13 protein-coding genes are annotated in these 22780 nt (G+C 70.1%); 8 read left to right on the top strand and 5 right to left on the bottom strand.

Annotated elements, in window-relative coordinates; translation table 11 throughout:
- Nucleotides 1-191 precede the first annotated feature (191 nt).
- Together BS329_RS01760 and BS329_RS01755 are read left to right on the top strand one after the other, a co-directional pair.
- On the top strand, nt 192-692 hold the full coding sequence (locus BS329_RS01760; RefSeq protein ID WP_076155049.1) for a tetratricopeptide repeat protein: 501 nt from the start codon (nt 192-194) through the stop codon (nt 690-692).
- A 184-nt stretch (nt 693-876) separates the two neighbouring features.
- Complete coding sequence (locus BS329_RS01755) at nt 877-1434, top strand: hypothetical protein (protein WP_076155047.1); 558 nt, start codon at nt 877-879, stop codon at nt 1432-1434.
- Between the two features lie 654 nt (nt 1435-2088).
- Here the strand turns inward: BS329_RS01755 and BS329_RS01750 are convergent.
- On the bottom strand, nt 2089-3447 hold the full coding sequence (locus BS329_RS01750) for an NsdA family TPR-like regulatory protein (protein WP_076155045.1): 1359 nt from the start codon (nt 3445-3447) through the stop codon (nt 2089-2091).
- A 187-nt stretch (nt 3448-3634) separates the two neighbouring features.
- Between BS329_RS01750 and BS329_RS44075 the strand changes: the two genes are divergently transcribed.
- Nucleotides 3635-3880, top strand: coding sequence for a hypothetical protein (locus BS329_RS44075; protein WP_143252796.1), 246 nt, complete (start codon nt 3635-3637; stop codon nt 3878-3880).
- Between the two features lie 335 nt (nt 3881-4215).
- Here BS329_RS44075 and BS329_RS01745 read toward each other — a convergent pair whose 3' ends face one another.
- Complete coding sequence (locus BS329_RS01745; RefSeq protein WP_076155044.1) at nt 4216-5805, bottom strand: GMC oxidoreductase; 1590 nt, start codon at nt 5803-5805, stop codon at nt 4216-4218.
- A gap of 283 nt (nt 5806-6088) precedes the next feature.
- Between BS329_RS01745 and BS329_RS01740 the strand changes: the two genes are divergently transcribed.
- The 4 genes from BS329_RS01740 (at nt 6089) to BS329_RS01725 (ending at nt 18689) form a co-directional block, all read left to right on the top strand.
- Nucleotides 6089-7714 (top strand): PfaD family polyunsaturated fatty acid/polyketide biosynthesis protein, encoded by a 1626-nt coding sequence (locus BS329_RS01740; protein WP_244196991.1) that lies wholly within the window; start codon nt 6089-6091, stop codon nt 7712-7714.
- 26 nt (nt 7715-7740) lie between these two features.
- Nucleotides 7741-13668, top strand: coding sequence for a type I polyketide synthase (locus BS329_RS45105; RefSeq protein ID WP_076155042.1), 5928 nt, complete (start codon nt 7741-7743; stop codon nt 13666-13668).
- 5 nt (nt 13669-13673) lie between these two features.
- Entirely contained in the window at nt 13674-18098 is a 4425-nt protein-coding gene (locus BS329_RS01730; RefSeq protein WP_076155040.1) for an acyltransferase domain-containing protein, read from the top strand.
- 234 nt (nt 18099-18332) lie between these two features.
- Nucleotides 18333-18689 (top strand): response regulator transcription factor, encoded by a 357-nt coding sequence (locus tag BS329_RS01725; protein ID WP_076155039.1) that lies wholly within the window; start codon nt 18333-18335, stop codon nt 18687-18689.
- An 11-nt stretch (nt 18690-18700) separates the two neighbouring features.
- Here BS329_RS01725 and BS329_RS01720 read toward each other — a convergent pair whose 3' ends face one another.
- Genes BS329_RS01720 through BS329_RS01710 form a run of 3 tightly spaced genes read right to left on the bottom strand, consistent with a single transcriptional unit; the run spans nt 18701 to nt 20868 of the window.
- Nucleotides 18701-20188, bottom strand: coding sequence for an ABC1 kinase family protein (locus BS329_RS01720; protein WP_158075741.1), 1488 nt, complete (start codon nt 20186-20188; stop codon nt 18701-18703).
- Entirely contained in the window at nt 20181-20549 is a 369-nt protein-coding gene (locus tag BS329_RS01715; RefSeq protein WP_076155037.1) for a hypothetical protein, read from the bottom strand. The genes BS329_RS01720 and BS329_RS01715 overlap by 8 nt, the downstream gene beginning before the upstream one ends.
- A gap of 37 nt (nt 20550-20586) precedes the next feature.
- A complete protein-coding gene (locus BS329_RS01710; protein ID WP_076155036.1) occupies nt 20587-20868 on the bottom strand; it encodes a hypothetical protein in 282 nt (93 codons plus the stop codon).
- A gap of 350 nt (nt 20869-21218) precedes the next feature.
- On the opposite strand from BS329_RS01710, the gene BS329_RS01705 reads away from it, so the two are divergent.
- Nucleotides 21219-22763: a wax ester/triacylglycerol synthase domain-containing protein gene (locus BS329_RS01705; RefSeq protein WP_076155034.1), complete on the top strand. Its 1545-nt coding sequence runs from the start codon at nt 21219-21221 to the stop codon at nt 22761-22763.
- The last annotated feature ends 17 nt before the right edge of the window (nt 22764-22780 follow it).

The following is a 22780-nucleotide window of genomic DNA, read 5'->3' as shown; positions in this document are numbered from 1 at the left end:
CGCATCGACGTGCCCAGGCGAGAAGGGGACCATTCCGTCCCATCCATGGTCTGAACTGTTCGCGGGCATCGCAGGCCGCGGCGAAGGACCGCACTCGCCCTGTTGGCCGCTCGTTCGGGTGCGGTGAAGTGGCTACGCTCGACGGGACAGGCACTCGGACGGCGCCGATCGGCTTACGGATGAGGTGACTCATGACGGATGATCACTCGGGCAGTGGCATGCCGGGCCCGGATCAGCTCAAGGCGTCGCGGGTCCGGGCTGATGCCCGTGACCGTGACGCGGCCGGGCGACTGGCTGAGGTGCTGGCCGGACAAGGTGATCAGCAAGGCGCGCTGGCGGTGTGGGCCCGCACTTACGGTGACTGCTCGCCCACGACCAAGCGGTTGGCTGAACTACTGGCCGAACGAGGCGACGTGGCCGGTGCGGTGTCGGCGTGGCGGTTCTCGGACGCGATGCGGCAGAACCCGGAGGGCAGCCATGCGTCGTGGTTGAAAACGCTGCCTGACGAGGACCGGCTGGAGTGTGAAGACGACCCCGAGGACTGGGCATTCATGGAGGCGGAACAGGTGGCCCGGTTACTGGCTGACCGGGGCGACGCGACCGCGCTCGCGGAGTTGCGGGCTCGTGCCTGTGCCGGCGACTCGGCCGCGGCGAGCACGTGGTTGACGATCACACCTCGAGACACCCACTGACGCGATCACGACGAACGCGGACTTCCGTGAGCGCGACTCGCGCATCGCGTGATCCGGTCCTGTCGGCGCCGCGCGGCTGCGACGAGCAGTTCCCGCGATCAAGGACTTCATCGCCGCCGTCCCGCCTCGGCAACCCCACGCCTAACCCAGGTTTCGGCGGGCACGAGGCGGGCAACCGTAGACCATGCGGGTGATAATTCAGCCGTCGTACCGCACGAAAGAGGCGCGGCGGCATTGGGCACAGACGCTGGATCGGCGGGTGCCCTTCCGGCGCCAGCGGTATGCCGAGGTGCTGAGCCCCGCGGAACGCGCCGAACTGGACGCCGAGCACCCGGACGGGCAAGCTCACTTCTGGGGCGCGACCGCACAGCACGACAGGAAAATGGACACGCTCGAAGCGGAGGATTTCGTACTTCTCACCGGGCAGAAGCATGTGCGTGGGATCGGGGCGGTCGGTTGCTTCCTGCGCAACGACGAACTCGCCCGTCGACTGTGGTCCCCGGATCCGGCCCGCTGTTTGTGGCGCAATGTCTACACCTTCCGCACCTTCTGTCCGGTCACGATCCCCTACGAGCGGGTGTGGGCGCTGCCGGGATTCACGACCGGCGACAACTTCATGGGTTTGCGTTTCCTGAACATGGAGAAAAGCGTGACCATAGTCGCCGGGCTTGGCATCACCGAGCTACTCGCAAGTGAGCACGGCCAGGCGTCCCCAGCACCCGACCTCGCCGCCGGGACCTAGCGTAGCGGCTAATGACCGAGTTACTTTTCCGGTCATTAGACCAGTGGACCGACGAACCGGGTGGAAGCCGGCCTACTTTCGCTCGCCCCCGGCGCGACCGCGAAGCCGCCACTCTTCGGCAGCCACGACCGTCACAGCCCGCTCGTCAAGCGCCAATCAGGCTTGGTACCTCACCGCCCGACGAGCCCTGTGTAGAGGTCATCCGGCCACTCGGGTGTCAAGAGCAAGCACTCGCGGGCCCGGCTCCAATCTTGTGCCTGCAAGGGCGAAACGCTCTTTGACGGACGGTACTTGCCGCGCCAGCGCGCAATGGCGTCAGCCTCGGCTGTTCGGCGGCCGACCCGAGCTACCACGGCGTCGCCCTCGCAGAAAGAGGTGTGCCGGTGTGTGCAGGTGCCACCACCACCTGGCTGTCCACCACCACCGGATAGCGGTATTCATCAGCCTGTCCATAGCGCTCCTTGTCAGGTCACACATCACTGATGTTCCGCAGGCCGGCCTCGTTCGTGTCGTCCTGACTCGGCTGCCGAGCACTTCTGGCCCGCGATGGGGCCAGCCCGCGAACATGTCGAACACCGCCGCGCCGAGACGTTGGTCAGACTGCGGCGGCAGCTGAGCAGATTCGGTCTGGCACAACGCACCCGGCTCCCGGGATCAGCGGTGTGCGTCGATCAGTCGTTCCGCCCGTTTCAACGTTTGCCGCACGACGATGTTGCCGCGATGGGGATGCAGTCGTCGCTTGATCGCGTGCAGCGCGGAGTGCACGCGTCCGGAGCGGACCCACGAGCACTCGTCCAGGAACCACTGCCAAGTCGCACACGCCCGTTCGGCATCACCCTGGCGTAGCTGCAATGTGGCCAACTGATGCGTGGTCAGCAGGCGCGCACGTCGCTCGCCGTCCGGCCGGTGTCTCAGCGATTCCCGGAGTGCGTGCTCGGCGTGCCCGTGGTCGTGGAGCAAAATCAGCGCCAGGCCCACAAGGTGCTCGATGTCGGCCCGGTCGGTGGATCCCTTCGGCTCCTGCGGGTCGTCAGCCCCGTCGAGGTACTTCTCGGCCCCTGACAATCGACTCAACGCGGTCTTGCGGTCGTCCAGGGCGGCGTGTGAGACGGCGGCCTGGCCCAGGAGCGCCGCGCGTGTGCCGGGACGCTGGACCGTGCCGATCCGATCCACGGCGGCGTCCGCCAGTCGCGCCGCGCGGCGGTTGTGGCCGAGAAAGCATGCCTGCGTACTCATACCTCGGAGAACCAGGGCATGGCCGGCGCTGTCGCCCGCCTCGTCGGCCAAGCGAAGCGCTATCCGGTAGTAGCACTGAGCCAGATGGTGCTGGAGATCGTCGAAACACATGAAGCCGACCAGATCAGTGAGCCCGGCCAAGCTGCTGACCAGCTGGCCGCCGTTACGTTCGGCTGTGGCCGAGCGCGCCAATCCCATGATGTCGGTCTCCAGGTAAGCGACGAGCGCCAAGCGCGCGTGGCCGCCACCGAACGCCCGGTCGGCGGCGGCGAAGGCCGAAGTCATCGCAGTAACCGCCGCCAGAAGTCCGGACTGGTGGTCACCGTCGAGGACCGAACGAAGATGAGGTTTTTCCGGGCGTCCATACCGCCGGGGCGCCGATGCCCAGTCGACCCGGAACGGCTGCTCGCGCAAGGCGGTCCGCCGACGTGATTCCAAGTCCGATCGCAGCAGTCGGTGCAGCGCGGTAAAACCGGATTCTCGTGTCGCGAAGACGGGATCGACCTCATTCGCGGTGGTGTCCGCCATGCCCGTGTCAGTCGCGGAGACCGGACGGCCGAGCCGGCGGGACAGTGCTTCGGCGGCGAACGAAGGTACCGGCGGGCGCGGACGTGTGCCGGACAGCCAATGCGAGACGCTGGTGCGGTCGTAGTGCAGGGTGATGCCGGCCTCCGCGGCCACGCGATTCACTGCGAAGGCGAAGTTGTGATTGGTCCACCGCGCTTCCGTCAGCAGGCCGCGGAGTAGGTCGTTGTATGTGCGCTTTCGCGGTGTCACGGCTCTCCTGGTCGGATGCAGGTCACCGGCGCGGCAGCGACACCGCCGCGTCCGGTGAGGTGATCGGGGCAGGTGGGCGGGATCGCTCGGTTTCCCGCTCGTGACTTCGGTTTCAGTCAACTTGCAGTGCTGGACGCTTGGCCATCGGACGGTGGGGTGAGCCCGGTTGTGACGGATCGGCGTCAGGGTGAGTGACATCAGCCGGCGGAGAGGCACCCAACGTGCCGATCACCTTCGTGCCGTGCACCGGATGGGCGGGTTGAATCGCAGTCGTCAGCACGCCTGGTTCCGGGTCCGCACAGCGTGTGCGGCTCATATGGCGCTTGTTCTGCTCCTTTTGGCGGCGGTGAATTCGATCGCGACGATTTTCACCGAGTTCAACGTCAACTTGTTCGACGCGTCTGTCGAAGCCGGAGCCACGGCATCGACTTGATGACGAAGCGGGCTACGGAACCGAATTCCAAAATAGCCCCAGTTCGGTGCCACGATTTCATCAGATGGCGTTTCCCGGCCGCGAATTCCGTTGCCCTGGAGTCTGATGGGGCGTTTCAAGGCACGATTGTCCCGGCGGCTGGCACAACCGATCGGCGTGTCACTTCAAGACTTCGTGAAGTCGAGTCGACCGTGATGTGCCTGACTGATCGGTTATCCATCGGCGATGGCGTCGAGTTCCGGTCGAAAGAATCGGGGCCACTCAATGGTTCTTGGTCGTCCCGCGGATCAGGCGCGCGGTCGGACCGTCGGCTGCTCGCCGATCCGTGCTCGTCCTCAGATGGTGGTGCCGATGTCGTGGGTGGTGATGTGGTCGAGGCAGCGCTCGGCGAGGGCGGTGATGGTCCAGGACGGATTGCAGCAGGCGGTGGAGCCGGGAATGAGGGCACTGTCGGTGACGTAGAGACCGGGGTTGTCGTGAACGCGGCCGTGGGGGTCGCAGACGGGACCGATGACGGCGCCGCCGAGGGGATGGAAGGTGGTGGGGTCGGCGGCGTTGCCAGGGGCGAACACTCCGCCGCTGGTGAGGGTCATGCGGAGGGTGGCGGCGGCGAGGGCGGCTTCGACGTTGAGGTCGGCGGTGGGTGGCCAGATCAGCTGGGCGTTGTCGGTGATCGGGTCGTAGACGAACTTGCCGTGTCCCTCCGGGATGCCCATGCCCACGACGTAGGCCGAGAACGTCTCGGTCTCGAACGAAGCGGGCGTGTGGAACAGGGTGACCGGTCCGGTGGCGGCGTCCCAATCCAGCATCGCGACGGGGGACGGCCCGCCTTGGCGGGGGAGGGTGGGGCGAAGCGGGTTGGTGCGCAGGTAGAGGCGGTCGCCGTTGTTGCCCCAGTGATGGCCGACGTCGGGTGGGAGGTCCGGTAGGGCTCCCGTGCCGCGGGCGCGGACCAGGAGTCTCGAGGTGTTGGCGGAGCCGGCGTTGAGGAACAGGGCATCGGTTTCGACTGTGACGTTCTCCCGGACCGCGCCATCGGTGTCGATGTGCCGACAGTGCAGGACGTAGCGGCGGCCGGTGCCGGTGGTGATGTCGCTGACCACGTGGAGGGGGGCGATGGTGACCAGCCCGGTGGCCAGGGCCTGGGAGAGGTAGGTCTTGTCGGTGGAGTGGCGGGCACCGTTGTTGACACCGTAAAGCACGTCGCCGTGTGCCGACCACGGCGGAAGCTCGCCGCGCAGTTCGGCGCGCACCACGTCCCAGTCCATCGGTTGGCCCACCCTGACCGGCTGCCCCCCGGCGAGGGCGGCGTCGGCCAGGAACTGCCTGCTGGAGGTGTACCGGGTGTGGTTGAGCACGTCGTCCGGGATCGGCGAGTAGCCCAGCATCGCGGCGACCCGCGGGTAGTACACCGCCGCCATCTCGTCGTAGTCCACGCTCGAGGGCATCACCCTGGTGAACAACTCCTCCGACGGCTGCAACGAGATACCCTCGTAGTGCAGGGAACCGCCGCCGACACCGGCGCCGCACAGCACGCTGAGGCCGAGCCCGCGGACCCGCTCGACCAGACCGGTGTAGGGCTGGAACACCGCCGGCGGCGACGTGGGCATCACCGGCGTCGGCTCCAGCCAGCTCACCCTGCGGTCGGGGTGGAAGAACCGCGGGAACGTGTTGTCGTGGGGCTGACTGTTCCACCACCGGCCGCGCTCCAGCACCAACGTCCGTATCCCGGCCCGCGCCAGGCGCAACGCCGCCACCGAACCACCGAAGCCACTGCCCACCACCACCGCCCGGTACGTTTCTTCCCGCGACGGCACGGCGGCCGGCGCGGCCGAGGCCGTGGACACGGGCAGCACGGCCGCCGTGGCCGCAGCACCGACACCGGCCAGCAGAGTACGCCGGGACAGGCCACTCGCCTCGTTCATACCGATTCCTTTCACCCGCCTTGTCGTGTACTCAACATCACGGGCGTGCCGTGGTGGCGGCAATGGTGCGCTCGGCCCCGGCCACACGATCCGGATCATGTGGTGGCGACGCTCCCACCACGCCCCTTCGCTCCGGCGTGCGGCCGTCCACGCGCGTCGCGGTGATTCATCACGCTTCCGGGCCAGCACGATGAGGCGGCTTATGCGTTCCATCGCGGGGAAGCAGACTCGGTCAGGTGGCTCCGCACCGATGTGCGGTGGGGACGCGGAAGGGGGATGGTGGATGTCAGCCGGTTCCGGAATGCGTTCCCAGGTGTGGAGCGAACAGCTCCGAGACGCGGTGTCGGAACGGGTGGTCTTCGACGCGACAGGACTGGCCGCGGCGGCGGCACGTGTCCGTGAGCCGACCCATGTGATGACGGCCGGCGGTCACTCCGGGGTGGCGTTCGGTCCGGTGACCGGTGCGGTGGCGACACCCTTCGGGGATGCCCGCCATCTCGGCACGCTGCCACCGCTCTACCCCGAGTGGTTGGGCGACCTCTCGTTCTGCCGCGACCACGGGACACGCTTTCCCTACGTGGTAGGGGAGATGGCCAACGGCATCGCCACGGTCGGCATGGTGGTCGCCGCGGCGCGGAGCGGCCTGCTCGCCTTCTTCGGGGCGGCAGGCCTGCCTGTGTCCACAGTGGACAGCGCCGTGAGCGAGCTGGCCTCCGCTCTGTCCGGACGGGACAACTGGGGGGTGAACCTCATCCACTCGCCCAGCGAGCCGTCGGTGGAGCGCCACTTGGCCGATCTGTTGCTGCGCCGGGGTGTCCGCCGGATCTCCGTGTCCGCGTTCACTGAGCCCACCGCTGCCGTCGTGCGCTGTGCGGCCACCGGGCTCCGGCGTGGGCCGCATGGTGTGCGCCGTTCCGTTCACCTGTTCGCGAAGGTTTCGCATCCGGGGGTCGCCGAGCGTTTCCTGTCCCCCGCTCCGGCGAATCTGTTGCGGGCGCTGGTCGACGAGGGCGCCTTGACGCCGGAGGAGGCACAGCTCGCCGCCGAGGTCCCCTTGGCCGAGGACATCACGGTGGAGGGGGACAGCGGCGGGCACACGGACAACCGGCCCCTCACGGCTCTGCTGCCCGCGGTCATGTCAGTGCGCGACGAAGTGGTGCGGCGCCACGGCTACCGCGGTTCCCTTCGCGTCGGGGCGGCCGGCGGGCTGGGCACACCGGCCGCCGTGGCGGCGGCGTTCTCGCTGGGTGCCTCGTACGTGTTGACCGGCTCGGTCAATCAGTCCGCGGTGGAGTCCGGCTTGTCCGACGAAGCCAAGGCGATGCTGGCCCAAGCGGACATCGCGGACGTCGCGATGGCGCCGTCCGCCGACCTGTTCGAGTTCGGCGGCAAAGTCCAGGTTCTGCGGCGCGGCACGCTGTACGCCTCACGAGCGGCGAAGCTCTACGAGGTCTACCTCGACCACCCTTCGCTGGAAGCGATACCCGAGTCGTTGCGCGTGAAGCTGGAACGCGACGTCCTGCACGCCACGTTCGCCGAGGTGTGGGCGGAGACCCTCCGGTTCTGGAAGGCAACCGATCCCGATGAGGTCCTCCGTGCCGAGACCGAACCCAAACACCGCATGGCCCTGGTGTTCCGCTGGTACCTGGGCAAGGCCAGCCGGTGGGCCATCGCGGGCGATTCCGGCCGCCGCACCGATTACCAGGTCTGGTGCGGTCCGGCGATGGGTGCGTTCAACCGGTGGACCGCCGGCAGCCACCTCGCCGAGCCCGCCAACCGGTCGGTCGCGCAGATCGCGTTGAACCTGCTCGAAGGAGCCGCCTCGGTGACGAGGGCGCAGCAACTGCGCGGCCACGGTGTCCCCGTTCCCCCTACCGCGTTCATCCCCGCCCCGCGCCGCTTGGCCTGACATACCCGGAGTCGCACGTGGACACGATGACCGATCCGTCCAACCCGCGCCAGGTCCCGATCGCCGTCGTCGGAGTCAGTGCGCTGCTGCCCGGCTGCGACACCATCGAGGACTTCTGGCGGGCGGTCCTCACCGGACGGGACCTGATCACCGAGATTCCTCCGACGCATTGGCTGGCGGAGGACTACTACGACCCCGATCCGTCCGCTGTGGACAAGACCTACAGCCGACGTGGCGCCTTCCTGGGGCCGACCGATTTCGACACCCTGTCGTTCGGGATCCCGCCCAAGGCGCTGGCCGCCACCGACACCACCCAGCTTCTCACGCTGGTCGCGGTCGAGAAGGTGCTCGCCGACGCGTTCGGCGGCCGGACACCGCCCGACGGGGAGAACGTCGGTGTCGTGCTCGGCACGGCCGCGGTGGAACTGCTGTACACCATGGCCGCGCGGATGCAGCGTCCCGTGTGGCTCAAGGCGCTGCGCGAGTCGAACGTCGCCGAACCCGAGGCGCAGCGGATCTGCGACCGCATCGCCGCTCACTATCCCGAGTGGCAGGAGGAGACCTTCCCGGGGCTGCTCGACAACGTCGTCGCCGGCCGCGTCGCCAACCGGTTCGACTTCCACGGCACCAACTTCACCACCGACGCCGCCTGCGCGAGCTCGTTGGCCGCCCTGTCGGCGGCCGTGGACCAGTTGTCGCTCGGCCGGGCCGACGTGATGATCACCGGTGGGTCGGACACCGCCAACGACATCCTCATGTACATGTGCTTCTCCAAGACACCCGCCATGTCGCCGTCGGGCGATTGCCGTCCGTTCTCCGACCGCGCCGACGGCACCGTTCTGGGAGAGGGCCTGGTGGTGTACGCGCTCAAGCGCCTCGCCGACGCCGAACGCGACGGCGACCGCGTCTACGGCGTGATCAAAGGGCTGGGCAGCTCGTCGGACGGACGGGGCTCCGCCGTCTACACCCCCGTGCCGCAGGGGCAGGCCCGTGCCCTGCGCCGGGCGTACCGGGCGGCCGGGTATGGCCCGGAGACCGTGGAGCTGATCGAGGCCCACGGCACGGGCACCAAGGCGGGGGACGCCGCCGAGGCCGCCGGGCTGCTCGAGGTCTTCGGCTCCGGTGATGGCAGGCCCCGGTGCGCGGTCGGCTCCGTCAAGTCTCAGCTGGGGCACCTGAAGTCGGCGGCGGGTGCGGTCGGCCTGCTCAAGGCACTGTTGGCGGTGAACCACGGCGTGCTCCCCGCGACCGCGAAGGTGGACCGGCCCAACCCGGACCTCCACTGGGACGAGAGCGCCCTCTACCTCAACACCACGCCCCGTCCGTGGGTTCGCGACGGTTCTCACCCGCGTCGTGCCGCGGTGTCGAGCTTCGGGTTCGGCGGCAGCAACTTCCACGTGACGGTCGAGGAATACCGGCCGGGGGATGGCTCGACCGCACGCCGGGCGCCCCGTTTCCGCGCCTTGCCCGCCGAACTGGTCCCGCTCAGCGCGTCTTCTCCGGCAGAGTTGCTCGAGCGGCTGGACGGGCTCGCCGAGGGCGGCCCGTTGACGGCGACGGCTCGCACGGCACAACGCGCCTTCCGGTGCGAAGACGCCCACCGTGTCGCCTTCGTGGCGGGCGACCGGGACGAGTTACTGCGCGAAGTGGACCGGGTGCGGCGACAGGTCGAGGCACGGCCGGAGGAACCGTTCTCCACCCCGGCCGGCTCCCACTACGCGGCCGGGGAGGCCGAGTCCGGCGGGCTGTGCCTGCTGTTTCCCGGCCAGGGCAGCCAGTACCCCGGTATGGGCGGGGACGTGGCGATGCATCTGCCGAAGGCACTGGCGGCGTGGGATCTGGCCGCTTCGGTCGCCATGGGCGAGCACGCCCTGCACGAGGTGGCGCATCCGGTGCCCGTCTTCACCGACGCCGAGCGCGAAGCCCAGCGGGAAACGCTGACCAGCACGGAATGGGCCCAACCCGCCCTCGCCGTGCACAGCCTGGCGCTGCTGGAGGTGCTGCGGTCGCTGGGCATCCGCCCGGACTTCACCGGCGGGCACAGCCTCGGCGAGCTGGTCGCCCTGCATGCCGCCGACGTCATGGACGCGCCGACTCTGGTGCGCCTCGCGCGTGAGCGCGGCGAGCTGATGGTGAAGGTGAACGCCGAGCCGGGGACGATGCTCGCGGTCAGCGCTCCGGCGGCACGGATCCGGGAACTGCTCCGGACCCTCGGTGACGACGGGCTGTGGGTGGCGAACCACAACGGTCCGGACCAGGTGGTCGTCTCGGGCCGGGTCGGCGAGGTCGAGCGTCTGGAGCGCCTCCTGGACGGCGAAGGCATCCGATCGCGACGCCTGGCCGTGTCACACGCCTTCCACAGTCCGCTGGTCGCCGCGGCCGGCGAGCCGCTGCTCGACTTCCTCTCTTCCGTGCCGGTGCACCGTCCGAGCGTGCCGGTGCTGGGCAATCAGGACGCGGCCCCGTATCCGGACGACCCGGACGACATCCGGCGCAGGCTGGCAGACCAGCTCAGCGCGCCGGTCCGGTTCCTCGAGCAGGTCGAGGCCCTGTACCGCAACGGTGCCCGCACCTTCGTCGAGGTGGGGGCGGGTTCGGTGTTGACCGGCCTGGTGAACGCCGTGCTCGGTGACCGGCCCCACCGGGCGATCAGCACCGACTCCCGTCGCGGCAACGGGGTCGCGAGCCTGTTCGACGCGCTGGGACAACTGGCCGTCGCCGGGGTGCGGATGGACTTCGCCGCGTTGTGGGAGTCCTACGATCGTCGTGAGCCGGAACCGAAGCCGGCGGTGGGCCGGGCGACCGTGCCCATCTTGGGCGCCAACTATGGCAAGCACTACCCACCGGAGGGCGGTGCTGTGGCACTCCCGGCGCCGGTGCCCGCGCGACCCGCGTCCCCGACCAACGGCGCGGGCACCCGGCCTCCCGTTCCCGCGGCACCGAGCCGGCCCGCGCCGGACCCGGCCTGGCTCGCCGCGATGACGGACACCCAGCGGGAGACGGCCGCGGCGCACACCGCGTACCAGAAGGCCATGGGAGACAGCCACACCGCGTTCCTGAAGCTGGCCGAGGTTTCGCTCGCCGGCATGGCGGCGGTGGTCGGCGACGGCACGGTACCGACAGCGGACACCTCCCGTGCACCCGAGGCTCCGCCCGCACCCGCGCCCCCGCCGGAGGCGGTTCTTCCCGCCGCACCCGTGCAGTTGCCCGAAGCCCCGGTGAACTTGCCGCCGCCGCCCGGGACCACACCGGGCACCGTGCCCACACCCCTGCCCGCTCCGCTCGCCGAGCCGGAACAGGATCTGGAATCCGTGCTGCTGGCCGTAGTGGCGGACAAGACGGGTTACCCGGTCGAGATGCTCAACGGGGAGATGGACCTGGAGGCCGACCTCGGCATCGACTCCATCAAGCGGGTGGAAGTGCTTTCCGCACTGCGACAGCAGGTCGACGGATTGCCGGAAGTGAACGCGGCGCGGCTCGGCGCCCTGCGTTCGCTACGCGAGATCACCGACGTGTTCGGCGAGGTGATGGCGGGAGGAGAAGCAGTCGCCATGACGGCACCCGCACCGGGGCCGTCGGTAAAGCTCGACGCGCCGCCGGGCGAGACGTCGAACGGGGCCGGCCGAGCCGCGTCCCCGCCGGAGCGACCCCATCGTCTTCCCCTCACCCGGCTGGTCAGGCGCGCGGTTCCCGCGCCGCTGCCGGGTCTGCGCGCGACCGGTCTGTCCGCGGGCCCGGTCACCATCACCGCGGACGGGGGCGGTGTCGCCGAAGCTCTGGCCGCCGAACTCGTCGGACGGGGGATACCAGCGGAGGTGCTCACCGACATTCCCGCCGACACCCCGTCCCTCGTGCACCTCGGGGGACTGCGGCACGTGGGATCGGCGGGCGACGCGCTCGTGGTCGAGCGTGAGGTGTTCCGCGACCTGCGCCGGGTGTCTCCGCGCTTCCAACGCGAAGGTGGCCTGCTGGTCACCGTGCAGGACACGGGTGGCGATTTCGGGGCGAGCGGCAGGCAGCCGGAACGCGCGTGGCTGGGCGGTGTCGCGGCGGCCGCGCGCACCGCCGCCACCGAGTGGCCGGACGCCATGGTGAAGGCCCTCGACTGCGAACGCGGCGACCGTGGCCCCCAGGAGATCGCCCGCGTCCTGGCGGCGGAACTGCTGGAAGGTGGACCGGCATCGGACATCGGGTTGCGGGCCGACGGCTCGCGCACGGCACTCGTCCGGTGCCCCGCCGCACCCGCCGAGGGGGACGACCGGATCGGTCCCGGAACCGTCCTGGTCGTCAGCGGCGGAGCCCGTGGTATCACCGCACAGGCCTTGCGCGGGCTGGCCGAGCACGCCCGCCCCAGGCTCGTGCTGCTGGGGCGCACCCCGCTCGCGGACGAGCCGATCGAACTGCGCGACTGTCCCGACGAGCAGTCCCTCGTCCGCGTGCTGGTCGAACGCGAACGCGAGCGCGCCGGAGAAGTCCTCACGCCGGTGGAGGCGGGCGCCCGGGCCCGGGACGTCTTGGCGGGCCGTGAGCTGCGGCGTGCCTTGGCTGAGCTGCGTGCCGCCGGCAGCGAGGTCCGCTACCTCGAAGTCGACGTGCGCGACGCGGCGGCCGTGGCCGCCGCGCTCACGTCCGTGCGAACCGAGTGGGGCCCGGTCAGTGGGATCGTCCACGCGGCCGGCGTGCTGGCCGACCAAGCACTCGCCGACAAGACCGACGAGCACTTCGACCGCGTTTTCGGCACCAAGGTCGACGGCCTGCGGTCACTGCTGGACGCCACTGCCACCGACCCGCTCGACCTGATCTGCGTCTTTTCGTCGGTGGCCGCCGAGTTCGGCAACGTCGGCCAGATCGACTACGCGATGGGCAATGAGGTGCTCACTCAGGTCGCGCTGGCCGAACAGGCCGGACGTCCCGGTTGCCGGGTCCGGTCGATCGCGTGGGGACCGTGGCGGGGCGGGATGGTGACCCGGGCGCTGGCCGAGCGATTCGACGAGCGCGGCGTGCCGCTGGTCGACCCCGGCGCGGGGGCCGCGGCCTTCGTCACCGAAGTGACCGGCGCCCATCCGGACGTCCACGTCGTCATCGCCGTGGAGGGCACGAGGACCCTGCACGGCGGAGAACACCACCTGCGGGCCGACGTGGTCGTCAGCGAGGCCACTCACGGCTACCTGGCCGACCACAGCGTGGCAGGCACACCGGTGCTTCCCGTGGCCTTGACGCTCGAATGGTTCCTGTCGCTGGCCGCGGTGTGGCGCCCCGGGGGTCCGGTCACGGTGGGCGACGTGCGGGTGCTGCGTAAAGCCGTGCTGCCCGACCTGGCCCGGGGCGGGCACCGGTTCACCGTCCGGGGCCGCGAGCGGGTGATCGCGGGGGAGGTCGTGCTGGAGGTGGAGCTGCTCGGCGAGTCCGGCGCGGCGCACTACCACGCGACCGTCTCCGCGAGCGCGGGAGCACCACGGATCTGGTCACCGCCGTCGAGCGGTGAACCGTTCGACGATGCCCCGCTCTACGACGGCGTCGTGCTGTTCCACGGCCCGCGGTTCCAGGTCCTGGACGGTCCGCCCGTGCTCACGGCCGACGGCGCGACCGGCGTCGTGCTCGGCCTGCGGGCGGTCGGCTGGCCGGACGGCCCGTGGCACACCGACCCGGCCGCGGTGGACGGAGCGCTCCAACTGGCGGGGCTGTGGGCCGCCGAGCGGCTGGGTGGCGCGTGGCTGCCGATGTCAGTGGGGCGGTTACTGCTCGGGCGGGAGGGACCGGTGTCCGTTCCGGTGCGGTGCCTCGTCCGCGTCGGGGACACCGAGCGGGATGTCGTCACCTGCGACGTCAAGCTCGTGGACCAGGCGGGTGAGCTGGTGGTGGAGCTGGCGGACGTGGTGTTCGTGCGACGGCCCGACGTGCCGGTCGACGAGCAGGCGGGGGAGAGGGCTGCCCGGTGGGCTCTGAACAGGTAGCGGTCGTGGCGGTGACCGTCCGGACCCCGGACGGTCGAACGGTGGACGACCTGCGCCACTGCCTGCTCGACGGTGTTGCGTGGCAGCCCGGTCCGGGGAACGGGACGGACCTGGTGCCGGATGTCGCTCGGGAGGCCGCGCGAGCCGCCGGCTCGTCCTGGGCGGGAGACATCACCGAGGATCTGCACGAGGCGGTCCGGGCGGTGGCCGAACGCCGCCTCGACACCGCCGTGGTCGCGTCCGCGGCGACCGGCTGCGCGGTCGCGGTGGTGCTCAAACGGCACACCGCCGCGCGGCGGGACGGGAACCGGTCGTTGGCGCTGGTCGAGGACGGCAGTGCCGACCCGGCCGTCGCAAGGCCGCGACTCGACGGGTCGTCGCAGTCCGGCGGAGACCTGCTGCGCGTGGCGTGCGCCGTGCTGGCGATCGCCCATCGCGCCATGCCGAGGCCGAACGCGCCCGCCCGGTTGCTGATCGGCACGCGGGACACCGAGGTGGCCACCTCGGCCGGACCGGTGCGGCTGCGGCTCGCCGACGTGGTGCCGTGGGTGGTGGGGGCGCCGGTGTCGTGGCGCGTCTACTCCGGTGCCGACCGTGGCGAAGTGCTCGAAGCCGTGAGAACCGGACGACAGGGGGACGGCGGACCCGCGAGGCTGGTCGTGTGGTCGGCCGGTGGGGAGCCGCCGCTCGGTGCCGAGTCCGCCGCCGAACAGTGGCTGCGGAGCGGCGGTCCGCGCCCCGATGGGGTGGCGTACCGGGACCGGCCGTTACCGGGGCAGGTCGCCTTTCTCTTCGGCAACGGCGCGGCGTCCTATCCCGGCATGGGCACGCAGCTGCTGCTGGCGTTCCCGGACTTGGTGGCAGGCCTCGAACAGCGCTACGGACCGATCGATGACCTCCTCGGCGTCACCGACGGCTCCGCGTTGCCGAGGGCGTTGCGGCAGATCTGGGGTTCGGGAGTACTGGCGGGGGTGCACCACGGGGTGGTGGCGGACCTGCTCGGTCTCCGGCCGGACGCCGTGGTCGGCTACTCCTCGGGTGAAATGACCGCACTGGTCGCCACCGGTGCGTGGCGCGACCCGGACGAGGTGGTCCGGCGGGTTCGGGACTCCTGGCTCTACACCGACGGGGTGGTCGGCCGGTTCGACGTGTGGCGCCAGGCGCGCCGTCGCGACGGCGCGGCCGGTGGCGAGTGGTCGTGCCGGCTGGTCGGCGCCCCGGCCGACAGGGTGAGACGGGCGATCGAGGGGGAAGCAACCGCGTACCTGATGCTCGTCAACTCGCCGGAGTCGTGCGTAGTGGGCGGCGATCCGGCCGCGTGCGCCCGCGTGGTGCGCCGGCTCGGCGGCCCCTCGTGGGAGGTCGACTACCCGATCGTCGCGCACGTGCCGGAGCTGGCCGAGGTGCGGGACCAGCTGTGGCGGCTGTACCACCACCCCACGGTCGACGTCGGGACCACGAGGTACTACTCGTGCGCCACCACCGGCTGGTACTCGCCGACACCGGACGCCGTGGCGGGTGCGCTCGCCGCCCAGCTGGTCGGGACGGCCGATTTCGCCGGAACCGTGCGGCGTGCGTGGGAAGACGGGGTCCGGGTGTTCGTGGAACTCGGCCCCAAGGGGTTGTGCGCCAACTGGGTGCGTCAGGTGCTCGGTGCACGAGAGCACCTGGCCGTCGCACTCGACGTGCCGGGGGCTGGGGGCGTCCGCCAGCTGCTGCGGGCCGTGGCCGAGATGGCGGCGGCGGGCGTGCGGATGGACGTGCCGGCGCTACTGGAGCGGCTCGTGCGGCCCCCGCTGCACCCCGTACGGCCCGTGCCGCTGGTCGCCCACCATCGGCGGGTGGCCCGGCTGCACCGGGAGTTCGTCGAGCGGGAGGCGGTGGTGCACAACAGGTTTCTCGACCTGCGCGCCGAGATGGCCGCCCTGCTGCGCGGTGCAGGCACCACCGTGGGGACCGCCTCGCCCGCGACCGTTTTGGCTGCCACCGCTTCACCCGCCACTGCCTCGCCTGCCACCCCGCCTGTCACCGGCCCGGCTCCGTTGTTCGGGCGTGCCGAGCTGGAGCGCCATGCCGAAGGCCGGGTCGCGGAGGTCTTCGGGCCACGGTTCGCCGGGTTTCGGGGCTCCCGCTGGCGAACCCGGCTGCCCAAGCCGCCGGTGCTGCTCGTGGACCGGGTCGTCGCACTGGACGCGGAGCCCGCGTCCATGACGGGCGGGGTGATCCGCACGCAGACCGATGTCCGTGAAGGTGACTGGTACCTCGACCCCACCGGACGCGTGGCGCCTGCCCTGCTCGCGGAGTTCGGCCAGGGCAACATCCTGCTGTTGAGCTGGCTCGGCGTGGATCTACGCACCAGCAAGGAGCAGGTCTACCGAATGCTCGACTGCGAGGTCACCCACCACGGCAGTCCGCCGGGTGCCGGCGACACGGTGGACTTCGAGACCACCGTCGAGGGGGTCGCCGAACACGGCGGGGTGCTGCTGGCGTCGTTCCGCGCCGACTGCCACGTGAACGGCGCGCCCCGCTTGACCGTGCGTCACGCCCGCGCGGGCTTCTTCGACCAGGACGAACTCGACGGTGGAACAGGGATCACGTGGCGGCCGGAGGGCGAACCCCCGCCGCAGGGACCGCTGGACCTACCTCTGCGTCGCGCCACGCGGTCGGCTTTCGGCCCGACCCAGGTGCGAGCGTTGCTCGAAGGCAGGCTGGCCGACTGCTTCGGCGACGAGTGGGGGCAGACCCGGTCGCAGGTGCGCACCCCCCGCATCGCGGGCGGCCGGCTGCGGGCACTGGACGAGGTCACCGCGCTCGACTGGACCGGTGGGCCGTGGGGGCGCGGTCATCTGCGCGCGGAGAGCGCCATCGCGCCCGACGAGTGGTATTTCGCGGCTCACTTCGAAAACGACCCGTGCATGCCGGGGTCACTGATGCTCCAGGGCTGCCACCAGGCAATGGCGTTCTACCTCAGCGCCACCGGATGCACCGTCGAGCGGGACGGGTGGCGCTTCGAGCCGGTGCCCGACCGTCCCGTCCGGCTGACCTGCCGGGCTCAAGCGACTCCCCGCAACCGGCGGATCGTCTACGAGGTGTTCGTCAGGGAGCTGTCGACCGGGACTCGGCCGACGTTGGTCGCCGACGTGCTGTGCTCGGTCGACGGGGTGGGAGCCCTGCACGCACGGGAGCTGGCGGTGCGCCTCGTGCCGGACTGGCCGCTGGACCAGTGGCGTTCGGGTCCGGCGGTACCGCGCGGGACCGCACCCGCGCTGCCGTCCGCCGAACTGGGCGGGCTGGGTGGTCACCGGGAACCGCGGATGGTCGCGGAAGCCGACGGATTCCGCTTCGACTACGCCTCGTTGCTGGCGTGCGCGTGGGGGCGGCCCAGCGAGGCATTCGGTCCGGCCGCGGCCTCGCTGGACGACGCGAAGGATATTTCGCCACGCTGCCCCGGGCCGCCGTACCACTTCATGAGCCGGATCGCGGAGGTGACCGGCCCGATGGGCGGCCTGCGCGCGGGCACGGTGGCCGAGGTCGAGTACGACGTTCCGGAGCGGGCGTGGTTCTTCGAGCACGACGATCGCCCGGTGATGCCGTTCGCCGTGCTGCTGGAGGCGGCCCTGCAACCGTGCGGCTGGCTCGCCGCGTACAGCCACGGATTCGACCAGGACCGCAAATTCCGCAACCTGGACGGCGCCGTGACGGTGCTGGCGGAGGTCGGGCCGGGCGCGGGGGTCCTGCGCACCCGCGCCCTGCTGCGGGAGTCCGCCACCAGCGGGGGCACCACGATCCAGCGATTCGTCGTCGAGTGCCGCCTCGGGGACACCCCGGTGCTGACCCTTTCGACCACCTTCGGATTCTTCCCGCCCGAGGCGTTCGCCGGGCAGGGCGGCCTGCTCGCCGACCCGGCGCACCGCGCGGCTTTGACGGAGCCGTCGGAGTGGCGCGAGCAGCCGGGCGGCGAGCGGCGCCCGGGTACCGGCCTGCCGTCGGGCGCCATGCTGCGGGTGCTCGACCGGATCACCGGGTACTGGCCTGACGGTGGACGGGCGGGACTGGGGCGGGTGCGGGGGGAGAAGGAGGTCGACGGAAGCGAGTGGTTCTTCCGCGCGCACTTCTTCCAGGATCCGGTGCAGCCGGGTTCCCTCGGCCTGGAGGCGATGTGCCTGCTCCTGCGGTGGTACGCCGGTCAAGAGGGGCTCGGCCGTGGAGTGGCAGGCGCGCACTTCGAGCCGGTGGCGCTCGGACGGCCGGTCACGTGGAAGTACCGCGGGCAGGTGTTGCCGACGAATCGGAGGGTGATCGTCACCGCGGACGTCCTCGAGGTGGTCGAGGAGGAGCACGGGCACCTGGTCGTCGCCTCGGCGGAACTGTGGGTCGACGGGAAGTGGATCTACCAGGCGGATTTCGGTCTCCGCGTGGTGGCGGATTGAAAATGGGCCGTGGCGCGGCACGGCGTCGGCCGCGTCCGCAATGGGAATTTTCCCCGGCGTTAATTGAAGGCATCCTCGAGCGGATGGGCTGGGCCGAATGCACCCTTCGAATGCGCATTCAGACGGTGGGGCAAGCCGCCTGAATGGCCGCTATTGTCTCTCGTGAATGATCGCTACTTTTAGCACTGTCATGGCAGCACGCCTACTTGTCAGCGAAGTGCAGAGGAGTCGTCGGTGTGCCGAGGGACATCCGAGGGTCAAACCGGCGAAGACCTTGCGCTGGAAGAGTTGATCCGACTCGCGCGCACGCACCAGGACATCGCGCATACGTTTTTGAGCCGGGCGGAGAAGATTTGTCGCGAGTCCTCTGCCATCGGTCCGGTCGAAGGCAGTTCCTATTCGCGATGGAATTTCACGGGACGCGAGGACGAAGTTGCGAAACTCCTCGTCGAGGGGCTCTCCAACCGCAGAATAGCCCGCGCGTTGGGTATCTCGGAACGCACGGTGAAGAACCACTTGCACGCCATCTTCTACAAGCTCCGGGTGAGTGACCGCACCCAGGCGGTGATCAGGCTGATGCGCCGCACCTGACAAGCGGGCCGTCACCGCTTCAGCCGCTGCCACAGCCAGGCCCCGCCCACCCCCGTCAGCGTGCCGTAGAAGATCTTGCTCGCCGTCAGTTCCTGGTTCGAGGCGCTCTTCGAGTCCACCGGGATCTGCAGGTCACGATTGGACACGTCCCGCAGGATCCCGCGCGCGTGGTTGTAGCTGCCGTTCGCTGCCAACAGCAGCTCCACGACGCCGCGAGCCAGATGGGACTCCGAGAAGGTCTCGCAGACCAGGTCGAGCACGATGTCGGCCAGCTCCGCTTGCAGCACTTCGGCGGCCGACAGCTCGGGCGCCAGGCAGCGAATCGACCCCTCCATGTTGGCGAAGGACTTGCCCAGCATGGGGATCACCGGGCCGATCTTGATGCCCCGGTTGGTCGAGTGGCGCAGAACCCTGGTCAGCGTCATGCCGAAGTTGAGCTCCTCCAGCGACGCCGTCGCGGCCTTGGGTACCAGGCCGGCGACGTCGCCGGTGAACCCGCCGATGTCCGCCCACTGCGTCGGTTTGCCCATCTCCACCCAGGCCCTCGCCGCACCGTCCCCGTCGTTCTGCACGATGTTGATCAGCGTGAGGGCGAGTTTGAGGCTCATCGGGCGGTCCAGCCTGCCGACCATGCCCCAGTCGATCAGGGACGCGCCCCGTCCTGGCTCGACGAAGATGTTGCCGGGGTGGGGATCGGCGTGGAAGAGGCGGCCGACGAAGTAGCTGCGGTACATGAACGCCAGCAGGTCGTGAGCGATGGCCACGCGCTCGTCCTCGGCCAGTTCCCCGCGGGCGATCTCACGGATGGACCGCCCTCCGGCGAGGTCCTGCACCAGCACCCGAGGCGTCACCATCAGGACCTCGGGCACGGTGAGGAGGTCGAATTCCTCCGCCTGCGCGCGGCCCAGCTCCATGTGCCCGGCCTCGGTGGTGAAGTCCAGTTCGTTGTCCACCGATTCGAAGATCAGGTCCACCATGGCGTCGACGTCGACCACGGCGTTGAACTTCGGCCGGATGGCGGCCAGCAGCTTGCCGGCGGTGCGCAGCACCGCCATGTCCGTGTGAACGATCGAGCGGATACCGGGGCGCTGGACCTTCAGCGCCCCGGTCCTGCCGTCGGCCAGCCGCACCCGGTACACCTGGGCCAGCGACGCCGACCCGAGCGGGTGTTCGGTGTCGATGTGGCGGAAGGCGCGCCGCCACCCGGAGCCCAGCTCCGCCTCCAGGACCGGCTCGAACTCCGAGAACGGTGCGGCAGGCACCCGGTCGTGCAGCTTGCCGAGCTCGTCGATGGTGGCCGCGGAGACGAAGTCCGGCCGGGTGGACAGCATCTGCCCGACCTTGATGTACAACGGCCCCAGCCGCTCGAACGCGGCCCGGATCGCCTGTGCCCGTTCGCGACGGCGATGTTCGGGTTCACCCCCGCTCGAACTCGCCACCTCGCGTACGGCCAGGCGGGCGAGCGTGGCCGCGAGCAGGCGCACCCTGTGCTCAGCCACGGCCGTCCGTCCCGGTCGGCCCCTCCACGGGGTGCAGTGGCACCACGGTGTCATCGGGCCGCGCGACCGGGGCCGGCCTCGCCGGTGGTCGTGGGGCCAGCAGCGCGAGCAGCCCCGGAGTGGGCAAGCCGGCGTGCTGCCCGGTCAAGGCGTCATCGAACATCTGGACCAGTACCTCCACGGTGCAGTCGGCGCCGTTGCGGCGGTGTGCGCGGAAGCGGCGACCCGCTTTGACCTCGTCCAGCAACTCGACGAGGTCGACCACACGGTTCGTCTCGATGTCGAAGAGCGTGCCGTCCGGTTCGCGTAGCAGCGCCCGCCGCTTCCGTGTCCGGGCGCCGGCGGCCCGATCCCGAGTCATGACGGCCCTGGTGTGCGTGCCGCCCGGCGCCGGCTCGTCACCTGCTCTTCGACGGCTGGCTGTGGGTGGAGTCGGCGGAGCTCAGCTTCCGTACCGTCTTGGACAGTTCTTCCAACTGTTCGCGCAGGTCCGCGAGGTCTTCGGAGGTGTCCTTCTCCTCGTCCGGGCGCAGCACACGGCGGGCGGTCCGGCGGTTGTCGTCGTCGACCTCACGGCCGCGGTCGAGCACGTCGTCCACGAACTCCTTGGTGTCGTCGACGATGTTGCCCACGTAGTCGAACAATCCGGTGCGCTTCCGGCTGGTCTTGCTCGTCGTCATGGTCGCTCTCCTCGCGTGATGGTGTCCGGGCCGATTCGGTGAGGTCCGGTTTTTCGACGGACTCGTCCGTGCACGCCGGGCGACGTGGGACCGTCCGGGCCTCTATCGGCACCGGTCGAAAGGCTTCAAGCAGCCACGCCCAGTCTCCGGGCAAGGGGAGAGCGGGCCAATGGTCTTCTCGAACTAGTACCAATGTCACGGGTGAACGGTCTCCCTTTTCAACACGTTCAACAATATGCGTGGGAATGACCGTTGTGCGGCCATTTCTTCCGAGTAGCGTGAGCTGTCAGCGGAATCGACCGAAATGGGCGGCGGCGCCGTCGAGTCGAATCCGATGTGGAGTTTCGTCAATGTCCATTCTCGACGGCGAAAGCGGGTACAACATGAACTCAAGTCCGTTCCGGCACCTCTCGAACTCGGTGTCCTGGGGTGCGGTGCGGGAGATGAACGCGGTGGAGACCATGTTCTGGCGGGTCGACAGCAGCGCGGGGGTCGAGGCCAATCTGGTCGGTCTTCTGCTGCTGGACCGTGCTCCCGACTGGGAGCGTCTCGTGGACCGGCACCAGTGGGTCGTCAGGGCCGCGCCGCTGCTGCGCAAGCGGCTCGTGGAACCGCCTCTGCACTGGGGAAGGCCTTTCTGGGCCGATGATCCGGCGTTCGACGTGACCCACCACCTGCGCCGGGTCCGGCTGCCTTCACCCGGTTCGCGCAGACAATTGCTCGACTTCGCCCAAACGCTGAGCATGTCGCCCTTCAGTCCCGCGCGACCACTGTGGGAAGCCGTTCTGGTCGAGGGGGTCGACGGGCACGGCGCGGCGTATCTGCTCAAGCTCCACCACAGCCTCACGGACGGGACGGGTGCGTCCCAACTGGTGTACCTGCTTGTCGACGCCGAGGCCGAACCGGCCGAGGAGAAACTGCTGCCGCCGATGCCGCCGAACCGGCGAGCGGACAATCGCACCCTGCTCGTCGCCGGACGATTCGCGAGGATGCTGGGTCGGCTGCGTCCGCCGCGGGTTTCGGGGAAGATCCGGCACCGTGCCGCGCCCGCGGTGAGCGTCTTGAGCAGTGCCCAGCGCAACGGCGCCGCCCCACGGAGCAGGCGTCTGCCGGATGTGGCGGCGTTGCTCGGGATGGCGAAGTCGTTCGCCCACGCCACCGTGCTCCCGTCGGCACCACCGGCACCCTTGCTGGCAGGACGCAGCCGTTACGCCCACTTCGAGATGGTGGACGTGCCGTTCGCCGCGCTGAGGGCTGCCGGCAAAGCCTGCGGCGGTACTTTCAACGACGCCTACCTCGCCGGGTTGGCGGGTGCGTTCGACCGCTACCACCGGCGCTTCGGCCTGGCACTCGACATCCTGCCCGCCCTGCTGCCGATCAGCGTGCGCCGTCCCGGCGCGGTCGCGGGCGGAAACCACCTGGCCAGTACCCGCCTGGTGCTCCCGGTCGGTGGTCGCACGCCTGCCGAGCGAGTGGGGCTGATCCACGACGCCGTCACCGCCGTGCGGGAGGGGCCCACCCTGCACGCGCTCAGCCTCATTTCCCGCCCGATCACCCCGCTGCCGCCGTCGGTGGTGGGCCGGATCACCAAGGAGATGTTCCGCGACAACGACCTGCTGGCCAGCAACTTCGCGGGTATCCCGCAGCCGGTGTACCTGGCGGGGGCCAAGGTGGTCGCGATCCAGCCGTACGCGCCGCTGCTCCGCGGTGCGGTGAGCGTCGCGCTGGTCTCCTATGTGGACCAGGCGCAGATGGGCGTCAACCTGGACACGGGTGCGATCACCGAACCCGGGGTTTTCGTTCGCTGCCTGCGCGAAAGCTTCGACGAGGTCATCGGGCTCGCCTCCCGCCAGGAGCAGGCGCGCGGCGAACCCACGGCACAACGCGGTCGCTGAACACCCTTCCGCCGACC

It is taken from the genome of Amycolatopsis coloradensis (assembly GCF_001953865.1).
In the GTDB taxonomy this organism is placed as follows: Bacteria; Actinomycetota; Actinomycetes; order Mycobacteriales; family Pseudonocardiaceae; genus Amycolatopsis; species Amycolatopsis coloradensis.
Note: the sequence above shows the minus strand (reverse complement) of the source record. Positions and strands in the feature narration are given on the sequence as shown.